At 60.1% G+C, this 20,405-nt stretch carries 17 protein-coding genes; 4 read left to right on the forward strand and 13 right to left on the reverse strand.

Translation table 11 applies throughout. From position 1 onward, the window contains the following. Nucleotides 1-27: 27 nt before the first annotated feature. The 10 genes from lpdA to HY26_RS09690 form a co-directional block, all read right to left on the reverse strand. Nucleotides 28-1,443 carry a dihydrolipoyl dehydrogenase gene (gene lpdA, locus HY26_RS09645; RefSeq protein WP_112073490.1) on the reverse strand — a complete coding sequence of 472 codons (1,416 nt, stop codon included), beginning with the start codon at nucleotides 1,441-1,443 and terminating at the stop codon, nucleotides 28-30. 16 nt (nucleotides 1,444-1,459) lie between these two features. Then, on the reverse strand, nucleotides 1,460-2,818 hold the full coding sequence (locus tag HY26_RS09650) for a pyruvate dehydrogenase complex dihydrolipoamide acetyltransferase (protein ID WP_112073491.1): 1,359 nt from the start codon (nucleotides 2,816-2,818) through the stop codon (nucleotides 1,460-1,462). Nucleotides 2,819-2,832: 14 nt separating this feature from the next. After that, the gene (locus HY26_RS09655; RefSeq protein ID WP_034763896.1) at nucleotides 2,833-4,218 is read right to left on the reverse strand and encodes a pyruvate dehydrogenase complex E1 component subunit beta; all 1,386 of its coding nucleotides are present in this window, start codon (nucleotides 4,216-4,218) and stop codon (nucleotides 2,833-2,835) included. A 169-nt stretch (nucleotides 4,219-4,387) separates the two neighbouring features. Next, nucleotides 4,388-5,401: a pyruvate dehydrogenase (acetyl-transferring) E1 component subunit alpha gene (gene pdhA, locus HY26_RS09660; RefSeq protein ID WP_112073492.1), complete on the reverse strand. Its 1,014-nt coding sequence runs from the start codon at nucleotides 5,399-5,401 to the stop codon at nucleotides 4,388-4,390. A gap of 64 nt (nucleotides 5,402-5,465) precedes the next feature. Next, on the reverse strand, nucleotides 5,466-5,765 hold the full coding sequence (locus HY26_RS09665; RefSeq protein ID WP_034763903.1) for a septum formation initiator family protein: 300 nt from the start codon (nucleotides 5,763-5,765) through the stop codon (nucleotides 5,466-5,468). 71 nt (nucleotides 5,766-5,836) lie between these two features. Then, nucleotides 5,837-7,117 carry a phosphopyruvate hydratase gene (eno, locus tag HY26_RS09670; protein WP_112073493.1) on the reverse strand — a complete coding sequence of 427 codons (1,281 nt, stop codon included), beginning with the start codon at nucleotides 7,115-7,117 and terminating at the stop codon, nucleotides 5,837-5,839. 116 nt (nucleotides 7,118-7,233) lie between these two features. After that, nucleotides 7,234-7,419 (reverse strand): 50S ribosomal protein L32, encoded by a 186-nt coding sequence (rpmF, locus tag HY26_RS09675; RefSeq protein ID WP_034763908.1) that lies wholly within the window; start codon nucleotides 7,417-7,419, stop codon nucleotides 7,234-7,236. Nucleotides 7,420-7,550: 131 nt separating this feature from the next. Next, entirely contained in the window at nucleotides 7,551-8,810 is a 1,260-nt protein-coding gene (locus HY26_RS09680) for a dipeptidase (RefSeq protein WP_112073494.1), read from the reverse strand. Between the two features lie 260 nt (nucleotides 8,811-9,070). Then, the gene (locus HY26_RS09685; RefSeq protein WP_034763915.1) at nucleotides 9,071-9,811 is read right to left on the reverse strand and encodes a histidine phosphatase family protein; all 741 of its coding nucleotides are present in this window, start codon (nucleotides 9,809-9,811) and stop codon (nucleotides 9,071-9,073) included. Next, on the reverse strand, nucleotides 9,808-10,908 hold the full coding sequence (locus tag HY26_RS09690; protein ID WP_065382960.1) for a CaiB/BaiF CoA-transferase family protein: 1,101 nt from the start codon (nucleotides 10,906-10,908) through the stop codon (nucleotides 9,808-9,810). The genes HY26_RS09685 and HY26_RS09690 overlap by 4 nt, the downstream gene beginning before the upstream one ends. A gap of 207 nt (nucleotides 10,909-11,115) precedes the next feature. On the opposite strand from HY26_RS09690, the gene HY26_RS09695 reads away from it, so the two are divergent. Further along, on the forward strand, nucleotides 11,116-12,273 hold the full coding sequence (locus tag HY26_RS09695) for a hypothetical protein (RefSeq protein ID WP_158531463.1): 1,158 nt from the start codon (nucleotides 11,116-11,118) through the stop codon (nucleotides 12,271-12,273). Here the strand turns inward: HY26_RS09695 and mfd are convergent. Both mfd and HY26_RS09705 read right to left on the reverse strand, forming a co-directional pair. Further along, on the reverse strand, nucleotides 12,270-15,731 hold the full coding sequence (mfd, locus tag HY26_RS09700) for a transcription-repair coupling factor (RefSeq protein ID WP_112073495.1): 3,462 nt from the start codon (nucleotides 15,729-15,731) through the stop codon (nucleotides 12,270-12,272). The two genes, HY26_RS09695 and mfd, sit on opposite strands and share 4 nt — an antisense overlap. 52 nt (nucleotides 15,732-15,783) lie before the next feature. After that, entirely contained in the window at nucleotides 15,784-16,044 is a 261-nt protein-coding gene (locus HY26_RS09705) for a succinate dehydrogenase assembly factor 2 (RefSeq protein ID WP_034763924.1), read from the reverse strand. A 95-nt stretch (nucleotides 16,045-16,139) separates the two neighbouring features. Here HY26_RS09705 and recG point away from each other — a divergent pair, with 95 nt between their 5' ends. Then, nucleotides 16,140-18,200 (forward strand): ATP-dependent DNA helicase RecG, encoded by a 2,061-nt coding sequence (recG, locus tag HY26_RS09710; RefSeq protein WP_112073496.1) that lies wholly within the window; start codon nucleotides 16,140-16,142, stop codon nucleotides 18,198-18,200. Here the strand turns inward: recG and HY26_RS09715 are convergent. Next, nucleotides 18,115-18,909: a DUF502 domain-containing protein gene (locus tag HY26_RS09715; protein ID WP_065382957.1), complete on the reverse strand. Its 795-nt coding sequence runs from the start codon at nucleotides 18,907-18,909 to the stop codon at nucleotides 18,115-18,117. The two genes, recG and HY26_RS09715, sit on opposite strands and share 86 nt — an antisense overlap. Before the next feature lie 86 nt (nucleotides 18,910-18,995). Here HY26_RS09715 and HY26_RS09720 point away from each other — a divergent pair, with 86 nt between their 5' ends. Further along, entirely contained in the window at nucleotides 18,996-20,006 is a 1,011-nt protein-coding gene (locus tag HY26_RS09720; protein ID WP_112073497.1) for a phosphotransferase family protein, read from the forward strand. Further along, the gene (locus HY26_RS09725) at nucleotides 19,999-20,382 is read left to right on the forward strand and encodes a DUF6285 domain-containing protein (RefSeq protein ID WP_112073498.1); all 384 of its coding nucleotides are present in this window, start codon (nucleotides 19,999-20,001) and stop codon (nucleotides 20,380-20,382) included. The genes HY26_RS09720 and HY26_RS09725 overlap by 8 nt, the downstream gene beginning before the upstream one ends. Nucleotides 20,383-20,405: the final 23 nt, after the last annotated feature.

A 20,405-nucleotide genomic window follows, 5' to 3' on the forward strand; every position in this document is an offset into this window, starting at 1 on the left:
CAAGGGCAAGAAAGCCGCTGTTGAGGCCTAGATGTGGAGGACGCGGCCTTCCGCGTCGAGCACCGATTCGTGCATCATTTCCGACAAGGTCGGATGCGGGAACACGGTGTGAGCGAGGTCCTGCTCCGTCAGTTCGCCTTGCCGGGCGATGACATAGCCCTGGATCAGCTCCGTGACCTCCGCGCCGACCATGTGGGCCCCCAGGAGTTCGCCGGTCTTCTTGTCGAAAACGGTCTTCACGAAGCCGTCTGGCGCGCCAAGGGCTATTGCCTTGCCGTTTCCGATGAAGGGGAAACGGCCGACCTTGATGTCGTAGCCCTTCTCCTTCGCCGCTTTTTCTGTGAGTCCGACGCTCGCGACTTGCGGATGCGAATAGGTACAGCCCGGAACATTCCACGGATCGAACTTCTCGCCATGGCCTTTGCCGGCGATCCCCTCAACGCACATCACTCCCTCATGGCTGGCCTTGTGGGCAAGCCAGGGCGGGCCGGTCAGGTCGCCAATTGCATAGAGGCCGGGCACACCGGTCTTGCCATGTCCGTCAACCACGACGTGCGTCTTGTCGATCTTTGCGCCGAGGGTTTCGAGGCCGAGATTCTCGACATTGCCGACAATGCCGACGGCGAGAATGACGCGGTCGAATTCCTGCGTCTCCTTCTTGCCGTCCTTGCCGGTGATCTCGGCGGTGACGGTGTTCTTGCCGGGCTTCAGATTGCCGACCTGCGTGCTGGTCAGGATCTTCATCCCCTGCTTCTTGAATTCCTTCTCGGCGTGTTTCGAGATTTCCTCGTCTTCCACCGGCAGGATACGGTCCATGACTTCGACGACTGTCGTTTCCGAACCAAGTTCATTATAGAAGCTCGCGAATTCTATCCCGATGGCGCCGGAGCCGATGACCAACAGGCGCTTCGGCATCACGTCCGGCGTCATGGCCTCGCGATAGGTCCAGACGAGCTTGCCGTCGGCGACGAGGCCGGCTTGCGGAATGTCCCGCGCGCGGGCGCCGGTTGCGAGGATGACGTGTTTGGACTGGAAGGACGTGTCTTTCCCATCCTTGCCCTTCACGATCACCTTGGGGGCCGGCGCGCCCTTCTCCAGCCGCGCTGTGCCTTCGAGAACGTCGATCTTGTTCTTCTTCATGAGGAACTTCACGCCGTTCGAGAGTTGGCTCGCCACGCCACGCGAGCGCTTCACGACCGCTTCCAGATCAAAGTCTGCCTTGTCGATGACGAGGCCGAAATCCTTGGCATGCTTGGCGAGATAGAGCACCTCGGCCGAGCGCAGCAACGCCTTGGTGGGAATACAGCCCCAGTTCAGGCAGATGCCTCCGAGCGCGTCACGCTCCACGATGGCCGTCTTCATGCCGAGTTGGCTCGCCCGGATTGCGGTGACATAGCCGCCGGGGCCGGAACCGATGACGATAAGGTCGTACTGGGTGCTCATGGAATTCCCTTCCGGCCTAGAGAAGCATCGCTTCAGGTGTTTCTACGTAACGCTTGAAGGCCTGGAGCCATTTCGCGCCTTCTGCGCCGCCGATCACGCGGTGGTCGCAGGTCAGCGTGACGGTCATGATCGTTGCGGCTTCGACATTGCCCTTGGCGTTCACAACGGCGCGTTTCTCGCCGGCGCCGACGGAGAGGATCATGCCCTCTGGCGGGTTGATGATGGAGGCGAAGGATTTGATGCCGAACATGCCGAGATTCGAGATCGAGAATGTGCCGCCGATATATTCCTGCGGCTTCAGTTTCCGGTCCCGGGCGCGCTCGGCCAGATCCTTCATTTCTTTTGATATTTCGGCAAGGCCCTTCTCTTCCGCCTCGAAAATCACCGGGGTGATCAGGCCGCCATCGATGGCCACGGCGACCGAGACATTGGCGTGCTTGTGATAGGCAATGCCCTTGTCGGTGTAGCTGGCATTGCAGTCCGGCTCGTCCATCAGGGCGAGGGCGGCGGCCTTGATCAGCATGTCGTTGACGGAGATCTTCACGCCCTTCTCAGCTGCAGCATTTATTGCAGATCGTGAGGCGAGGAGCCGGTCGATGTTGAGGTCCACATTCAGCGGGAAGTGCGGCACCTGCATGAAGCTCTCGGTAAGGCGGCGCGCGACCGTCTTGCGCATGCCGTCCAGCGGCTTCAGCTCATAGCTGTCGGGCGCATAGATCCGGTCGTCCAGCACTTGCGGCAGGATCAGACCATCCGGCTTCGGTGCTGTTGCAGTTGCTGCAGCGGGCGCGGCGCCTGGCTTCGCGTTTTCGACATCGCGCTTGATGATGCGCCCACGCGGACCTGTGCCTGAAATGGCCGACAGGTCGATGCCTTTCATGTCCGCGATCCTGCGGGCCAGCGGGCTCGCCTTGATGCGTCCATCGGCGGTGTTGGCGGACGGCAGCGGCGTGGTCGCCAGCTCTTTTTTGCCCTGACTACCACCGACTTTATCGGACTTCGCCATGACTATATCGGACTTAGCCCTGCTTTCTTCGGACTTCTTCGTGTCTTCAGATGACTCTTTCTTAGCCTCTTTGTCAGGCTGCGGCGCAGCCTTCGCCTCCGGCACCTCAACCGAGGCGGCATCCTCGCCCTCTTCCGCCAGGACGGCGATCACGGCGTTGACCTTCACGCCTTCGGTCCCGGCCGGAACGAGGAGCTTCGCGACGGTGCCTTCATCCACCGCCTCGACTTCCATCGTGGCTTTGTCGGTTTCGATCTCGGCGATGACGTCACCGGAGGCGATCGTATCGCCTTCCTTGACGAGCCATTTGGACAGCGTGCCTTCTTCCATCGTGGGAGAAAGAGCCGGCATGGTGATGTTGATGGACATGGCTTCTTGTCCCCTTACTTCACGTAGCAGACCTTGAGCGCCGCCTCGACGATGTCGTCGGCGTTCGGCAGGCTCAGGGCTTCGAGGTTGGCGGCGTAGGGCAGCGGTACGTCTTTCTGGTGCACGCGGGCCGGCGGGGCATCGAGATAATCGAAGGCTTCGGCCGTCACCGTGGCGGCAATCTCTGCGCCGACCCCCATGAAGCGCCAGCCTTCTTCGCAGCAGACGATGCGGTTCGTCTTCTTCACGCTTTCGATGATCGTGTCCGTATCCAGCGGGCGGATCGTGCGCAGGTCAACGACTTCGGCGTCGATCCCCTGCTCCGCAAGTTTCTCTGCGGCTTCCAGCGCGAAACCGACCATTCGGGAATGCGCTACCAGCGTCACATCCGTCCCCTGACGTTTGATGGCGGCCTTGCCGATCGGCAGGACATAGTCATCAAGATCCGGCACCGGGAAGGAATTGCCGTAAAGCAATTCATGTTCAAGGAAGATGACCGGGTTCGGGTCGCGGATGGCGGCTTTTAGCAGGCCTTTCGCGTCGGCGGCATCATAAGGCGCAACGACTTTCAGACCCGGAATGTGGCCATACCAGGAGGAGTAGTCCTGACTGTGCTGCGCCCCGACGCGGGCTGCGGCTCCGTTCGGGCCGCGGAAAACAATGGGACAGCCCATCTGCCCGCCTGACATATAGCGCGTCTTGGCGGCAGAGTTCACAATCTGATCGATGGCCTGCATAGCGAAGTTGAAGGTCATGAATTCGACAATCGGCTTCAGGCCGGCAAAGGCCGCGCCGACGCCGAGACCGGCGAAGCCGTGCTCCGTAATCGGCGTGTCGACCACGCGGCGGTCACCGAATTCCTGCAGCAATTCACGGGAGACTTTGTAGGCGCCCTGATACTGAGCGACTTCCTCGCCCATCAGGAAGACATCCTCGTCCCGGCGCATCTCTTCAGCCATCGCATCGCGCAGAGCATCCCGGACGGTCGTCTCGGTAAAGCTCGTGCCTTCCGGAATGGAGGGATCTGAGAGCACTTTGACCTCTGGTGCATCCGGCGCGGTGGCGCCTTCGGAAGCGGGCGTTTCGTCTTTCTTTTCGGTCTCAGGCACGGGACCGCTGTCAGGCGCTTTTTTAGCCGTGACGCTGCCTGCATCCTCGCCGTCTTCTGCTAGGACGGCGATCACGGCATTCACCTTCACGCCTTCGGTACCTGCCGGCACGAGGATCTTGGCGAGCGTGCCTTCATCGACGGCTTCGACCTCCATCGTCGCCTTGTCGGTTTCGATTTCAGCAATGACATCACCGGAAGAGATCGTGTCGCCTTCCTTCTTGAGCCATTTGGAAAGCGTGCCCTCTTCCATCGTCGGAGACAGGGCGGGCATGAGAATATCAACGGACATCAAAAGGCTCCGGAAATCATGTTGGTTTTCTGCACGATCTGGCGCACAGCGTCATGTGCCGCGCCCATGGCGTGACCTTCAAACAGGTCATCCGTCATCGCACTAATCCTCCACTGGCCTGAAAAGGCCCTTGAAACAGAATGCGTGGGGAACCGGCCAGTTCCTGTCTTCACGCGACCTCCGCATCTTTCAATACGTCGGTCCACAGTTCACTCGGATCGGGTTCTGGGCTTTCGAGCGAGAAGTCGGCGGCTTCCTTGACGATTGCCTTGATCTCGTTGTCGATCTTCTTGAGTTCGGTCTCGTCAGCATGCCCGACTTCAAGAATGTGCTTTTTCAGGCCATCGATCGGGTCGTGATGACTGCGCACGTCGTCCACTTCTTCCCGCTTCCGGTATTTCGCCGGGTCGGACATTGAGTGGCCGCGATAGCGGTAGGTCTTCATTTCGAGGATATAGGGGCCTTTGCCGGAGCGCGCATATTTCACGGCGCGCTCACCGGCTTCACGCACGGCCAGCACATCCATGCCGTCGACTTCTTCTCCTTCGATCTCGAAAGAGATGCCGCGTTTGAAGAGCTCAGTCTCGGCAGAGGCCCGGTCCACGCTCGTGCCCATGGCGTACATGTTGTTCTCGATCACATAGACGACCGGCAGGTCCCACAGCGACGCCATGTTGAAGGATTCGTAGACCTGGCCCTGGTTCGAGGCGCCGTCGCCGAAATATGCCACTGAGACATTGTCGGTGCCGCGATACTTGTTGGCAAAGCCGAGGCCTGTGCCAATCGGCACCTGCGCCCCAACGATGCCATGGCCGCCATAGAAGTTCTTTTCCTTCGAGAACATGTGCATCGAGCCGCCCTTGCCTTTCGACAAGCCGCCGCTCCGCCCGGTCAGTTCGGCCATGACGCCTTTCGGGTCCAGACCGCAGGCCAGCATATGGCCGTGATCGCGATATCCGGTGATGACCTGGTCGCCATCCTTCAGGCAAGCTTGCACGCCGGTCACGACGGCTTCCTGTCCGATATAGAGGTGACAGAACCCCGCGATCTTGCCCATGCCATAGAGTTGGCCGGCTTTCTCCTCGAAACGCCGGATGAGCAGCATGTCGCGGTAGTATTTGAGAATTTCGTCTTTCCCCGCTCTAGTGGGTACTTTTTTTGAACTCTTGGATTTTGTAACCATGGGTCCTCCTGCCTATGGCCGTTATGTGGGGACTGTACCGCGGGGGCAAGCCCAACCAGCTATGTCATTTTGCAGAGGTGGTGTCCGATGCGAGGAGAACAACCTCGTCCGGATAGACAAAAGCGAGCTTCTGTCGGGCCAAGGCTTCCACATAGTCAGGGTCGACAGAACCAGGCGTCAGGCGACGGATATCGCTGCGCAAATGCTCTATTTCACCGTTGATCTGGGCCAGTTCGGCCTTCCGGTCCTGCAGCTCTATCTGCGCATCGGTCCAACGGCCAAGGCCCTTCTCCCCCGCAAAGGCGTGGTAGGCGAAGTAGAGAATCACAAGGCAAAGGCCCAAGGCCTCGAGTCGGGAGGTCATGGGTTAAAGCTTGGCGTGTTTTGGTTAAGAGAGGGTGAGGACGGCTCGCCGGGAGCCGCCCTCAACAGCTATTATTCAGCGTTGATACGCGAGCGGCCGGCATAGATGCCAACCGGGCCCAGCTCTTCCTCAATCCGGATCAGCTGGTTGTACTTGGCGATCCGGTCGGAGCGCGACAGCGAACCGGTTTTGATCTGACCGCAATTCGTGGCGACGGCGAGGTCTGCAATGGTCGAGTCTTCGGTCTCGCCGGAGCGGTGAGACATGACGGCCGTGTAGCCATGCAGATGCGCCAGTTCCACGGCGTCGAGCGTTTCCGACAGCGTGCCGATCTGGTTGACCTTCACGAGGATCGAGTTGGCAGCGCCCTTCTGGAGGCCGATCGACAGGCGGTCCGGATTGGTCACGAACAGGTCGTCACCGACCAGCTGGACGCGGTCGCCGATGGAATTGGTCAGGGAGATCCAGCCATCCCAGTCGTCTTCGGCCATGCCGTCTTCGACGGAAACGATTGGATAACGGGCGCAAAGATCGGCAAGGTAAGCGGCAAACTCGTCGGAACCGAGCGATTTACCTTCGCCGGCCAGCTCATACTTGCCGTTCTTGTAGAATTCGGTGGAAGCCGCATCGAGGGCCAGCGCGATATCTTCGCCCGGCGTGTAGCCTGCCTTCTCGATGGACTTCATGATGAAGCTGATGGCTTCGTCGGTGGAGGCAAGGTTCGGCGCGAAACCGCCTTCATCGCCCACGTTCGTGTTGTGGCCGGCATCGTGCAGCGTTTTCTTGAGGGCGTGGAAGACCTCGGCGCCCATGCGGACAGCGTCGGACATGCTTTCCGCGCTGACCGGCATGATCATGAATTCCTGGATGTCGATCGGATTGTCCGCGTGTGCGCCGCCATTGATGATGTTCATCATCGGTGTCGGCAGGACACGCGCGTTCGGGCCGCCGACATAGCGGTAAAGCGGCATGGCGGTATATTCCGCCGCGGCCTTGGCGAGCGCCAGCGAGACGCCAAGGATGGCGTTAGCGCCAAGGCGGGATTTGTTGTCCGTGCCATCAAGGTCAATCATCAGCATGTCGAGCATACGCTGATCGGTGGCGTCGAGACCGGTGAGTTCGTTGCAGATCTCGCCATTCACGGCATCGACGGCCTTCAGGACGCCCTTGCCGAGGTAGCGGTCCTTGTCTCCGTCGCGCTGTTCGTGGGCCTCATAGGCGCCGGTAGAGGCACCCGACGGGACAGCGGCGCGGCCGGTGGAACCGTCGTCCAGGGTCACATCGACTTCGACGGTCGGATTGCCCCGGCTGTCGAGGATTTCGCGGGCGTGGATGTCAATGATCTCGCTCATGGATGTCAGGCTTTCCGTGTTTTATCTGGCCAAAATGCAAGGCGCCCCCTACCCGCTGGCAGGAGGCGCCTGAAGCCTTAGTCGGCTGCGCCAGAAAGCGCAACAGCCGGTAAATGCTAGATATCGTCGCGCGGCTCGAGGACCTGGCGGCCGCGATACTCACCCGACTTCAGGTCGATGTGGTGCGGGCGGCGCAGCTCGCCGGAGTTCGCATCTTCGATGTAGGTATTCATCGACAGACGGTCGTGCGCACGGCGCATGCCGCGGCGGGATTTCGATTTCTTACTCTTTGGGACTGCCATGACAGGTATCCGGAGTTGTTGCGCCAGAAGGCACATGTGAATTGGAAACGCGCGTCTTACAGAGCCGAATCGGACTTTGCAAGGCTTCAGCGTCATCCGGCCGGGCTTTTCTTCAGCCCGGCCGATCCGCCCTATTCCGTAGTTTCCTTCGCAGCTTCCGCCTGACGCAGCACACGCATCAGGTTGCCACCCCAGATCTTGGCCAGGTCTTCCTCGGTATAGCCCTCCGCAAGCAGACGCTCGGTGACTTTCGGAAGGAAGGAGACATCTTCCATGCCGGTCACACCGCCGCCGCCGTCCCAGTCCGCACCCATGCCGACATGATCCGGGCCAACCAGTTCGAGCGCGCGGAGCATGTGCTCCATGAATTTCTCAAAGGTCGAGCGCGGTGGCGGGAATTCGGCGTTGATGGCCTGCATCCGCTCCATGTAGCGGGCTTTTGTTTCATCGTCGGCGGTAAATGGGTTCACGCCCTCAAATTCGGACTGGAGTTCCTCCAGCGCGGCTCGCCGCTCCGGCGAATCTTCCAGTTCTTCCAGGTAGCCGCTGTAAGCGTTGATCTGGATGACGCCGCCCTGCGCCGCGATTTCCTTGAGGAAGTCGTCGGTGATGTTCCGCGGATGGTCGTAGACAGATTTGAGGCCCGTGTGGGTCAGAATGACCGGTGTCGTGGACAACTCAATCATGTCCTTCACCGATGCGTCGGACGAGTGAGACCCATCGACCACCATGCCCAAGCGGTTTGCTTCGCGCACGAGCTCTTTTCCGAGGTCTGTCAGGCCCGTGTCGTCAGGGCTCGTAAAGTCCGTTGCGCTACCGCCGAACTGGTTGTCACGAAAGTGGATCAGGCCCACCATCCGAACACCCTTGTCATAGAAAGTCTTCAGATTGGAAGCGTCGAGCATCAGCGGATAGCTGTTCTCGATCGACTGCAGGACCACCTTCTTCCCGGAGGCCGCAATGCGCTCCGCATCGTCAGCGGTATAGGCCAACTCGAACGCGTCGGGATGATCCGCCACCATTTTCAGGATTTCGTCCTGGCGCGCGGACGCCGCCTTGAACGCCGCATCATAGGCTTCCTCTGTCAGAGGCCCCTGAGGCGTAAAGATCACCCAGAAACCGCCATCCAGGCCGCCGCGATCCATCTTGGGCACGTCCACCTGCACAGAACCGATCTCAGTGGGATTGTCCGCCATGATGTCGAAATCCGGCTTGGACAGGTTGGCTGGCGTGTCGAGGTGGGAATCGAACACCATCAGGCTTTCGTGAATCTCTGCCGGTGTGGCGGCCTCGACGGCTTCGTCGGGCGCGGTCGGTTCGGTTTCAGCGGCTTTCGGGGTACAGGCACCCAGAAGTGCGATGGCTGACACAGCCAGGAGCATTTTGCGCATGTGAGTCTTTCCTTCCAATGCTGCGCGAACCGTAGAGGCTCATGACAGCGTGGCAAGAAACCCGGCAGCAGAAAAAGGCCGCTCCCGGGGGAGCGGCTAAGGTTTAGCAAGAAGGACGTCGACCTGATGCCTTTGCAAGCAGCCGAGGCTCCCGGCCGACATCGATATTTCTAGCGAAGTGAGTCTGAACAGGATGGCGGCCCACTTGTTGTGTTCCGTTCACCTTTCAGGCGAGTGATCAAACGGGCATTACAACCAGTTCACGAATCGGTGTCTGCGCGCGTGAAAATGGCCTCCACACTCCGCAGGTTCATACCGTTCTTGAGGTAGTTCGCGGGTGTAAGATTGACCGCCTTGATCATTCCTCGCTCGATCTTTGTCCGATTGCCGGACTCGTCCGGAACGAGATCAAAATCGATGATGTTGACGCACCCGGTGTCCTGCTCAAACCCCGCACTGGCGCCGAGCGGCGCACCAATGACCGACGCCAGCACCATCCGGTTCACGACTTCATGTGCCACGACCAATGCTGACGCCCAGCCCGGTCGCATCAGCAGATCTGTCAGACCGTCCATGATGCGAACCATCGCGTCGGAGAATTTCTCACCGCCCGGCAGGAATTCTGCGTCAGGTTCTCCTGCCTGCTCGAACAGGAAAGTCATCGTCGCCGCAAGATGCTCTGCGGAGCTGAAATTGATGTATTGGCCGGACCGCAACTCCTGGAACCGTTCTTCGACTTCCAGTTCGGGTGCGTCCGGGTGTTCCGCCAGCACGATTTCGGCTGTCTGGCGCGTCCGCTTCAGACCGGAACAGATCGCAAGATCAAAATGAACCTCCGACAAGGCCGCTCCCGCCGCCTTCGCCTCTTCTTCACCCTCAGGGGTCAGGCTGACAATGGACGGGTCGCGCGTCCGGCGGACTTCTTCAGACGTATAATCGACGAAGCCGTGCCGCATCAGATAGATGCGGCGCCGGCCTGTCGTTCCGGGAAGTGCACTCATCCCCGGGAAACGCCCCAATCCTTCAGGATTTCATCCGTGTGCTCACCAAGTCCGGCCGGACGGCGTTGCACTGCGCCGGGCGTTTCGGAGAAACGCGGCGCCGGCGCTGGTTGAACCACACCTTCGAGTTCAATGAACGTATCGCGATCGGAGTTGTGCTTGTATTTCGGGGCTTCGGACATGGAGAGAACCGGCGCGAAACAGATGTCGGTGCCTTCCATGATTTCGCACCATTCGTCGCGCGTCTTCGTCTTGATGACGTCCATGACCTTCTTCTTGAGTTCCGGCCATTTGGACTTGTCCATCTGGGCGTCGAACGCCGGATCGGTCAGCCCCGCCTTCTCACGCAGGATGGCGTAGAATTGCGGCTCGATGGAGCCGAGGGAGATCCACTTGCCATCGGCACACTCGTACGTATCGTAGAAGTGCGCACCGCCATCGAGCATGTTGGCTTCGCGGTCGTCGGTCCAGATGCCCGCAGCCTTCATGCCGTAGAACATTGCCGCAAGCGATGCGGCACCATCCGACATGGCGACGTCGATGACCTGGCCTTTGCCGCCATTCTTCACATTGATGATCCCTGCCAGAACCCCCATTGCGAGATAGAGGGCACCGCCGCCGTAATCGCCAACGAGGTTCAGCGGCGGACGCGGACGGCCGTCACCATCACCCATGGCATGGAGGGCGCCTGTGATGGCGATATAGTTCAGGTCATGGCCGGCGGAATGAGACAACGCGCCGGTCTGGCCCCAGCCGGTCATGCGACCATAAACGAGGTTCGGATTGCGGGCGAGTACGACATCCGGTCCCAGCCCATTACGTTCCATAACACCCGGACGGTAGCCTTCGATCAGGGCATCGGCCTGCTCGAGCAGTTTCAGGGCGACTTCAATGTCTGCCGGATCCTTGAGGTTGAGACCGATCGAACGGCGGCCGCGGCCCGTCACGTCAGCGGCGCGTCCCGGCCGGCCATCTCCCGGACGGTCGATTCGAATCACGTCCGCACCCATGTCTGAAAGGAGCATGCCGCAGAAGGGGCCAGGGCCGATTCCTGCAAACTCTACGATTTTCACTCCGCTGAGAGGTCCCTGAGCCATCTCCATACTCCCTTTCTAAGCCGTAATCTCGGTATTAGCAGATCATTAAGGCGGCGCGCTCCAAAAGGAAGGGGTACCCCGACGTCGCCTGTCGCGACGGTTTCAGAGTAGCGTATGATTGATCTGTCTTTCCTCGACCCTCCCATAGAGGTCGCCGCCGCGGGCCCGCGGCTGGAGATGATTCTGACCAGACTCCGGTCTCACGGGATGCGCGCCTACCCGGCCAGCGATCCGATTGATTTCGACGCGACTGAGCCCCTTCTCATAGATCTGGAAAGCCTGCCGGTCGGCTTGCGTGAACGCGACATCCGGCTGAGCGACGGCGCAGAGCGGCGACCGCTGGTTCTGCTCACACCTGACTCACAGGTTGCCGATGGTGTCGATGCTCTGATCGTCAGCCGGGACAGCGACCTGGACATGTTGCGCCACCGGCTCGCCTCGCTGGTCCGGCGGCAGGCTCGTACGGCCGAATTCCGGATCCGCATGGAGACCGCAGAGAAATTCGGTGCCGCCGAAATCAGCCCGCCCCCCGAACGGCGCCCGGAGGTTCTGTATCTCGGAGATGGCGGCGTTGGCTTCTTCTCATTGCGAGCTGCGCTCAAGGCGCATGATATTCCAGTCACTGCGGCCCTTACCCTTCGGACCGCTGCCGACTACCTGAAATCCGGACGCTTCGCGGCCCTTCTGGCCGACCTCACCCCCGGCGGCGGCGATGCCGCCAATCATGTCGACTGGAGCCGCGCGGAAGCGTCCCTGACCGGCACCCCCCTGTTCGTCCTTACCCAACCGGGCGCGGATCTGACGGAAGCCCACCTCGCCGCATTGATGGTCAGCACCGATCTCGTCGAACAGTCTGGTGATGCCGAGGCGCTTGCCGGAAGAATTTCTCGCGCCATCAGCCATCACGCGGCAAGCGCACCTGTGTTGCCGGCACAATTGCAAGCAACTCCGTCCGTTGATCCGGATACCGGCCTCTTCCACCGGAACTTCATTAAGTCACACCTTGAGCGCCAGATTTCCCTTTCTTCTGAAAGAGGCGAACCACTCTGTGTCCTGACGATCAAACTGGATGAGGAATTCACCCCCTTGCTTCCAGAATTAGCCCGCGTGACCCGCACATGCGTGAGAGACACAGACTGCATTGCCCACTTTGGCAACGGAACGGTCATCGTGTCCGCGCCTCTGACTCCCTATCGGGGCGCCGTGCGGCTAGCAGAGCGACTCATGAAGGCCTTCGCGCGCAACTCTGCGCTTGAAGGCCTGCGGCTGAGCTGGCGAGTCGTTGAGAAGCGGTCCTACCATACGGCAGGCACACTCCTGGCCGAGGGACTGTCCGGTCCGTACACACGTGAATACGCCGCCTAGGCGCCAACCAGGCCCGCGACTGCTTCCAGTTCCTTGAGGAAAGCCCGGACCCGGCCGAGCCGTGTGGCTGCATCGCCGCCCGTAAATGAGTGTACCAGCTTCGAATCCGGCCGAAGGCGCAAGACATTCGGACGGGAGCGAACAATTTCCATCAGGCGTGCCGGATCCAGCACAGTATCCTGCCGGAAGGCAAACACAGCGCCCTTGTCCCCTGCATCGAGCTTTTCGATGCCGAGCGATTTGCACTGAACCTTGATCGCGGTCACTTCAAGAAGCTGCTTTGTTGCCTCGGGCAACGGGCCAAACCGGTCGATCAGTTCCGCGGCAAAGCCTTCCCGTTCCTGGCTCGTCGAGATCTCTGACAGGCGCCGATAAAGCGACAGACGGATCGACAGGTCTTCGACATATTCTTCCGGGATCAGAACCGCGACACCCATATTGATCTGTGGTGACCAGTCGTCGGCCACGTCATCATCACCCTGTGCACCAGCCTTCAACGCGTTTACCGCGTCTTCCAGCATGGACTGGTAGAGCTCGACGCCAACCTCACGCACATGTCCGGACTGCTGGTCTCCCAGCAGGTTACCCGAGCCGCGCATGTCGAGGTCGTGGCTCGCCAACTGGAAACCTGCCCCAAGACTGTCGAGCGACTGAAGCACACGCAGGCGGCGTTCTGCCGTCTCGGTGATGACCTTGTCCCGTGGCGTGGTGAAATAAGCATAGGCGCGAAGCTTCGACCGGCCGACGCGGCCGCGCAACTGATAGAGTTGGGCTAAGCCGAACATGTCGGCGCGGTGAATAATCAAGGTGTTCGCACGCGGAATATCTAGGCCGCTTTCAACGATCGTCGTCGACAGAAGGACGTCGTACTTGCCTTCATAGAAGGCCGTCATGATGTCTTCCAGTTCACCTGCGCCCATCTGGCCGTGCGCGACGATGAATGACACCTCGGGTACGTTCTCAGACAGGAACCGTTCCAGCTTGTCGAGATCCTGGATGCGCGGCGCCACAAAGAAGGCCTGACCACCGCGATATTTTTCTCGCAAGAGTGCTTCGCGAAGTGTGACCGTGTCTTCCTCAGTGATGTAGGTCCGCACCGATAGGCGGTCGACAGGCGGTGTTGCGATGATTGAGAGATCACGGATACCCGTGAGCGCCATCTGCAGCGTCCGTGGGATGGGCGTCGCCGACAGCGTCAACACGTGAACATCCGCCTTCAGTTCCTTCAGGCGTTCCTTGTGCTTCACACCGAAGCGCTGCTCTTCGTCCACGATCAACAGGCCGAGGCGCTTGAACTCAATGCCCTTGGCGAGCAGCGCGTGGGTTCCGACAACCACATCCACGTTGCCGTCGGTAAGTCCCGCCCGGGTTTCCGAAGCTTCTTTCGAACCGACAAGGCGTGACAGGTGGCGGACTTTGAGAGGCCAACCGGCAAATCGCTCCTCGAATGTCTTGAAGTGCTGGCGCGCCAGCAAGGTCGTCGGTGCGATAACCGCCACCTGCTTGCCGCTCATCGCCGCGACGAAGGCGGCGCGCAGAGCAACTTCAGTCTTGCCGAAACCGACATCGCCGCAGACCAGACGATCCATCGGCCGGCCTGAACCCAGGTCTCCGAGAACGTCTTCGATGGCATTCAACTGATCGTCTGTTTCCTCGTATGGGAAGCGTGCGGCAAACTCCTCATAGATGCCCTGCCCGGCATTCACCGCATCGGCACGCTTGAGCTCCCTTGCTGCAGCGATCGCCATCAGCTCTGCTGCCATCTCCAGAATACGTTTCTTGGCTTTGGCCTTGCGGTTCTGCCACCCTGCACCACCGAGCCTGTCAAGTTGGCTTTCAGCCTCCTCGGACCCGTAACGCGAAATCAGGTCGATGTTTTCGACCGGCAGGAAGATCGTGTCTCCACCCGCATACTCCAGCTGGAGACAGTCGTGCGGTGCACCTGTGACTTCCAGCGTCTTCAGGCCAACATACCGCCCCACCCCGTGATCGACGTGAACGACGAGATCACCAGCATTCAGAGTGGCCGCATCTGTGATGAAGTTGGCTGTCTTCCGCTTGCGGCGCGGTGCGGCCAGGCGGTCGCCCAGAATGTCCGCTTCGGAAATAATAGCCAGATCACTGGTGACGAATCCCGTCTCCAATGGAATCTCGACAACGGAGGTCTCCGCTTTCCGGGCCGCCTCCAGCGAATGCACCTGGACAAGGTCTTCAAGACCATGGTCAGCGAGCACATTGATCAGGCGATCTGCAGAACCGGTCGACCAGGCGGCGAACACAACGTGACGCCCGGATTTCTGTAGGTCCTTCGTGTGCGCAATCGTAGCTTCGAAAATGTTCTCCTGGCTCATCATTCGTTCAGGCGCGAAGTCCCGCCCCCGGCGCACTTCCATGTCGTAGTGACCGGGTGCAGGTTCGGCAGGATTGAAGCGCGCAACCGCGCGGGCGCTGAGGCCTTGCTCTAGTTCCGCCGGGTCGAGATAAAGCTGCTCAGGCGCCAGCACTTTCGCTGCACTGGCATCACCGCCACCAGCTTCGAGTCTTGCCTGATAGTAATCCGTCGCTTGCGCCAGGCGTTCGGCAGCCGCCTCGCCAGAAAGATGCCCAAAGCCGATCAGTGCGTCTGCGCCGATATAGTCGAACAGGGTATCCAGCGACTTGTGGAACAGCGGCAACCACGCCTCTACCCCCTGCCGGCGGATTGACGCTCGGGCCGCCTCATACATCGGATCACCGGAGGGCGGTCCGAACACGTCGAGGTATTTCTCCCGGAAGCGGCTCAGCACATCGTCGTCAAACAGGATCTCACTGACCGGCGCAAATGCCACCGACCGCGTATCGCCCGTGGACCGCTGGGATTCCGTATCGAATGTGCGGATCGTCTCAAGCGTGTCGCCGAAGAAGTCGAGGCGCAGTGGTTCGCCAGCTGTGGGCGGAAAGATATCGATGATCCCGCCGCGGATCGCATATTCGCCCTGCTCCCGTACTGTGCTGGCACGGACATAACCGTTCACGAGGAGATATTCGTTCAGCTCTTTCTGGCTGACCGATTGTCCTGCTATCATCGAGAAGGACGACCGCCGCATCGTTTCAAGCGGTGGCACGCGCTGAACGATCGACGTCGCCGTCGTCACCACAAGCAGAGGTCCTTGCTCGGCCTCATAGCGCGACAGCCGAGCGAGTGCCGCGCACCGGCGCGCAGCGACGCTCGCTGTTGGGCTGACCCGGTCGTAGGGCAGCGTGTCCCAGCCGGGCAGATCCACCTGATCGAGGCGCGGCGCAATGAATTCGGCCAACCGCCGGGCGGTGGCCGCAGTTTTATCGTCCCGGGCGACATAAACCCCTATTCCGCCTCGCGCCTGCAGCGCCGGGATAAAGGCCATCAGGTCCGCGCCAAATGGGGCGCCGCCCAGTGCAGCCGGACCACTCAGGGATTTCAGGAGTTCGACAGGTGTCATGCCAGACCTTCAGACGCAATTAGGCCGTGAGCCCGGTCGCCGAAGCGTCTGCTCAACCGGCCTGCGCGGCGTACTTGAATGCGATCAATTGGTCCAGAACCGGGCTGCGCTGATCGTCGGAAACATCGGCTTGGCCCACCAGCCAGGCATAAACTTCCCAATCGGGCAGGTTCAGCAGCGCCTCGAACTGATCGAGTTCTGTTTCATCATAGGTATCAAGGTGTTGATCCGCGAAGCTGCCCATCAGGAGGTCCATTTCCCGGAATCCCCGGCGCCAGGCGCGGAATTTCAGCTTGCGGCGGCGGGCATCCATGGTCGGCTCCTTGGTCTGGTGAAAGACATAAGGCCTTTCCCGCCCAGGTCAAAGCGACGTTGTGCCATCGAAGGGCGCAGCATAGGTTCGCCGGAATGCGAGACGAGCGACTCTTTCCCCTGTTCGAGCCTCTGGATTGCCTCTCGGGCGTCGGGCCGAAACTGAAACCAGCGCTGGAGCGACTGGTGGACGGCGAGCATGTCTGGGACCTGCTGCTTCACCTGCCTGAGCGGTGGGTGGACCGGCGGGTCCGCGCCACGATTGATGAAACAGAATTCGGTGAGGTCGCGACAGTAAAGGGCGAAGTTCACGCTTATCACCCGCCCTACAACGACAAGTCGCCTCACCGCGTGCAGCTTTACGATGGCACCGGCTTTCTAACCCTCGCTTTCTTTCGGGCAGATGGCCGCTGGCTGCAAGGCCAGTTCCCGATGGGCAAGGAGCGGATCGTCTCCGGACGGATTGAGGACTATCGCGGCGAACGCCAGATGACCCATCCTGACTATATCGTTGATCCTTCTCGTGGACCTTTACCGCCCGCCGTAGAACCGATCTACAGGCTTACGGCCGGCCTGACGAACAAACGTGTGCATGGTTTCGCGGAACAGGCGCTCGAGCGGGTGCCGGACGATCTACCGGAATGGGCCGATATGGGGCTGGTCGAAGCCAAGCGCTGGCCCGAGTTCAAAGAAGCGCTGCAATGGCTGCACACGCCTGAAACCTATGACGAAGAGAAATTTGCGCTCGCACGTGAGCGTCTTGCCTACGACGAGGCCCTGGCACGGGAGAGTGCCTTTGCCCTGGCGCGCATGGCGCGCAAGCGGCGCTCAGCGCCATCCATTCCCCACGCGGATGAGCGAATTGCCGAGCTGATACGATCCCTGCCCTTCGTGCCAACAGGCGCACAGATGCAGGCGTCCGAACAAATCGCAGAAGACATGGCGGGCACATCACCTATGCGGCGGATGCTGCAAGGCGATGTCGGCGCCGGGAAAACGCTGGTTGGTGCCATGGCAGCGGTACAGGCTGCAGCTGGCGGCTTCCAGTCCGCCTTCATGGCACCGACGGAAGTTCTCGCGCGCCAGCAATACGAAACCCTGTCCCGTCTTTTGTCTCCACTGGGATACACCGTTGCCGCACTGTCCGGACGAGACAAGGGATCCGTTCGCGAAGCCACACTGATGGGACTTGCGGATGGATCAATCCAGATCATTGCCGGCACGCACGCGCTTTTCCAGGAGACGGTTCGATTCCGGAATCTCGGTCTGGTCATCGTCGACGAGCAGCACCGTTTCGGCGTTGCCGACCGGATGAAGCTCGCCGGCAAGGCCGAAAGTCCCCACATGCTGGTCATGAGCGCGACGCCTATTCCACGAACCCTGGCACAGGCCGTCAATGGAGACCTGGACGTTTCGATCCTCGACGAGAAGCCCGCAGGGCGAAAACCGGTCGAAACGCGTGCCATCCCTGATACGCGGTTGGATGAAGTCGTCGACGCGGTCGGACGTGCTATCAGCCGCGGCGAACGGGTGTTTTGGGTCTGTCCGAAAGTCGATGTTGATGACGATGATTCCACAGCCGTCGGTCGCCACGCGATGCTGTCAAAACAACTGAAGGTCCCGGTCGGTTTGGTCCATGGGCGCCTTAAGGCCGCAGAAAAAGACTCAGCCCTCGAGGACTTCCGGACCGGCGCCACTCGGGTGCTCGTCGCGACGACGGTGATTGAGGTCGGCGTCGACGTCCCGGAGGCGACCATTATGGTTATCGAGCGCGCCGAAGGATTTGGTCTTGCCCAGCTGCACCAACTGAGAGGCCGTGTTGGGCGCGGCGACAAGCCTTCCTATTGCCTGCTACTTTACCGCCCGCCGCTTGGCGAATTGGCGCGGGAAAGAATCGAGACGCTGCGGCGCACTGATGACGGCTTCGAAATCGCAGAAGCAGATTTCAAGCTGCGCGGTCCGGGCGACATTCTTGGCCTTCGCCAAGCTGGCGCGACAGATTACCGCGTGATCGACTTGTCGAAGGACGCACCATTGCTCGCCATCGCGGCGAAGGATGCCGAAGCCCTCGTCAATTCGGATCCTGATCTTGAGTCGGTTCGGGGCCGGGCTCTGCGTCTTGCGAGGGAGTTGATGGTGCCTCGGTCTCTTTCTTAGAGGACTGGCTGTTTGCCGCTTCGATAGCGGCTTTCACATCCGGGTGTTCCGGCACAACAAGGCCGGCCGACAGGATCATGCGGGCGCCTTCTTCCACGCTCATGTGCAGCTTGATGGTATTCTCTGCCTTCACGAACATGATGAAACCCGATGTCGGGTTCGGTGTCGTAGGCACGAAAACCCCAATATACTCTTCGCTGAGGTGCGACCTGACTTCTCCGCGCGCCGGTGCTGCAACGAAGCCCAGGCACCAGCTGTCCGCGCGGGGAAACTGGATCAGCACACATTCGCGAAACTGTTCCGTGGGATTATTCGCGAAAACGTCGACGAGCTGTTTGAACGAAGAATAGACCGTTCTCACAATCGGAATCTGGCTCAGCACCCGATCCGTAATGACGACAACCGATCGCCCCAGAAGATTGGTCGTAATGGCACCGAGAATCGTGAGGAATAGGACCAGCACGATGACACCGAAGCCCGGCACGGCATAATTCAGATAGGTTTCCGGCCTCAGGGATTCCGGCAAGATCGGAACCACGCGCTGATCGATGTAATTTATGAAAAACTGCAGGATCGCGAACGTCACGACTATCGGAAGCGCGATGACCATGCCGGCGAAGAAGCGCGCACGCAGCCAGGCCCAGGCACTGACACGAGGCAGTTTTTCTACCTCCAGAATGCCCATGTCCTTTTTTGGCTTCTTGGCCATCGATTGAAACTCCTTCCGGACCGCGCGTCATGCTCTCGCAAGGGAAGAGCTTGGCGCGACCTTTCTTCCCTGCAATTGTGGCGAAGATGGGAAGTAACGAACAGATCTCAACCGCGCTAGAGGGCTGGGCCGAAGCAAAATACGGCACAGGCAGTAAAGTAGGCGGTCTAAAGCGGCTATCCGGCGGTGCAAGCCAGGAAACCTGGGCTTTTCAGGTGTCGGAAAACGGGCATGAAATGCCTATGATTCTCCGGCGTGCGCCTGGAGGCGTCGAAGCGGCCCGCTCTTCACAAGCGATCGGCCTCGCCATGGAGGCAACCCTTTTAACTCATGCGGCCAAGGCGGGTGTGCCGGTGCCACCGGTTCTCGGCGTGTTCGAAGACGATCCGCAGCTGGGCCAAGCCTTCGTGATGGATCGCATAAGTGGCGAAACGCTTGGTCGAAAAATATTGCGTGACGAGGAATACTCGTACGCTCGCAAGATTTTGGCGCGGCAGTGCGGCCAGGCTCTCGCAGGAATTCACTCCATTCCGCTGGAAAACTTACCAGAACTGCCGGTAAGCGATGGCATAACCCAGCTTGAGAAATACGAATCCATCTATCGGGCTTACGATCTTCCCCGCCCTGTTTTCGAACTCGCCATTTCCTGGCTGAAAGAAAACGCGCCCACGGCCCTGCCTGTCGTTCTGGTGCACGGAGACTTTCGTCTTGGGAACCTGATGGTCTCTGAAAAGGGTCTGGCATCTGTGCTCGACTGGGAACTCGCCCATATCGGAGACCCACGCGAAGATATCGCCTGGCTGTGCGTCAATTCCTGGCGTTTTGGACATGCCGACAAACGCGTCGGCGGATTTGGTGACCTGACTGACCTTCTGGAGGCTTACGCGGCGGCCGGTGGCCCGCAAATGACCCCACGCGACATCGATTGGTGGGAGATGATGGGCAGCCTGAAATGGGGCATCATGTGCATGACGATGTATGAAGCCTTCCGCTCCGGAGCGGATCCAAGCGTGGAACGTGCAGCCATCGGGCGCCGCGTTTCAGAAACCGAGATCGATCTAGTGAACCTGCTGGAAGGAGTGCGCAACCATGCATGACGCCCCCTCTACGGCCGAACTCGTCGAAGCGGTGAAACGCTTTATCGATGACACTGCATCCCCTCAACTGACGGGCCACGCTGCTTTTCATGCCCGTGTCGCATCAAACGTGCTGGCGACCATACTTCGAGAACTGGAACAGCGGCCTGGCGCCGAGGCGGACGAAAAAGACCGACTGATTGCGCTTTTGGGTGCAGACGCGGATACCCCTCTCGATGCGCTTAATCGTGAGCTGTGCAAGCGCATCCGGTCGGGGAACATGGACCTTTCTACAGATGGCCTGTTGGACCATCTAAAAACCACCACAATTGCGCAGTTGTCTGTCGACCAACCTCGTTATTCTGGGCTGGCTCTCGCGTTGCAATCACGTGGCTGAGCCACAACCGCAACCGGACACGC

The sequence above is a fragment of the Hyphomonas sp. GM-8P genome, from assembly GCF_003263315.1.
Classification (GTDB): domain Bacteria; phylum Pseudomonadota; class Alphaproteobacteria; order Caulobacterales; family Hyphomonadaceae; genus Hyphomonas.

What these genes read in the sequence shown, in the direction of transcription:
- lpdA (WP_112073490.1), bottom strand. Translation starts at nt 1,443, where the DNA reads ATGAGCACCCAGTACGACCTTATCGTCATCGGTTCCGGCCCCGGCGGC.
- HY26_RS09650 (WP_112073491.1), bottom strand. Translation starts at nt 2,818, where the DNA reads ATGTCCATCAACATCACCATGCCGGCTCTTTCTCCCACGATGGAAGAA.
- HY26_RS09655 (WP_034763896.1), bottom strand. Translation starts at nt 4,218, where the DNA reads ATGTCCGTTGATATTCTCATGCCCGCCCTGTCTCCGACGATGGAAGAG.
- pdhA (WP_112073492.1), bottom strand. Translation starts at nt 5,401, where the DNA reads ATGGTTACAAAATCCAAGAGTTCAAAAAAAGTACCCACTAGAGCGGGG.
- HY26_RS09665 (WP_034763903.1), bottom strand. Translation starts at nt 5,765, where the DNA reads ATGACCTCCCGACTCGAGGCCTTGGGCCTTTGCCTTGTGATTCTCTAC.
- eno (WP_112073493.1), bottom strand. Translation starts at nt 7,117, where the DNA reads ATGAGCGAGATCATTGACATCCACGCCCGCGAAATCCTCGACAGCCGG.
- rpmF (WP_034763908.1), bottom strand. Translation starts at nt 7,419, where the DNA reads ATGGCAGTCCCAAAGAGTAAGAAATCGAAATCCCGCCGCGGCATGCGC.
- HY26_RS09680 (WP_112073494.1), bottom strand. Translation starts at nt 8,810, where the DNA reads ATGCGCAAAATGCTCCTGGCTGTGTCAGCCATCGCACTTCTGGGTGCC.
- HY26_RS09685 (WP_034763915.1), bottom strand. Translation starts at nt 9,811, where the DNA reads ATGAGTGCACTTCCCGGAACGACAGGCCGGCGCCGCATCTATCTGATG.
- HY26_RS09690 (WP_065382960.1), bottom strand. Translation starts at nt 10,908, where the DNA reads ATGGCTCAGGGACCTCTCAGCGGAGTGAAAATCGTAGAGTTTGCAGGA.
- HY26_RS09695 (WP_158531463.1), top strand. Translation starts at nt 11,116, where the DNA reads ATGCGCGCCTACCCGGCCAGCGATCCGATTGATTTCGACGCGACTGAG.
- mfd (WP_112073495.1), bottom strand. Translation starts at nt 15,731, where the DNA reads ATGACACCTGTCGAACTCCTGAAATCCCTGAGTGGTCCGGCTGCACTG.
- HY26_RS09705 (WP_034763924.1), bottom strand. Translation starts at nt 16,044, where the DNA reads ATGGATGCCCGCCGCCGCAAGCTGAAATTCCGCGCCTGGCGCCGGGGA.
- recG (WP_112073496.1), top strand. Translation starts at nt 16,140, where the DNA reads ATGCGAGACGAGCGACTCTTTCCCCTGTTCGAGCCTCTGGATTGCCTC.
- HY26_RS09715 (WP_065382957.1), bottom strand. Translation starts at nt 18,909, where the DNA reads ATGGCCAAGAAGCCAAAAAAGGACATGGGCATTCTGGAGGTAGAAAAA.
- HY26_RS09720 (WP_112073497.1), top strand. Translation starts at nt 18,996, where the DNA reads ATGGGAAGTAACGAACAGATCTCAACCGCGCTAGAGGGCTGGGCCGAA.
- HY26_RS09725 (WP_112073498.1), top strand. Translation starts at nt 19,999, where the DNA reads ATGCATGACGCCCCCTCTACGGCCGAACTCGTCGAAGCGGTGAAACGC.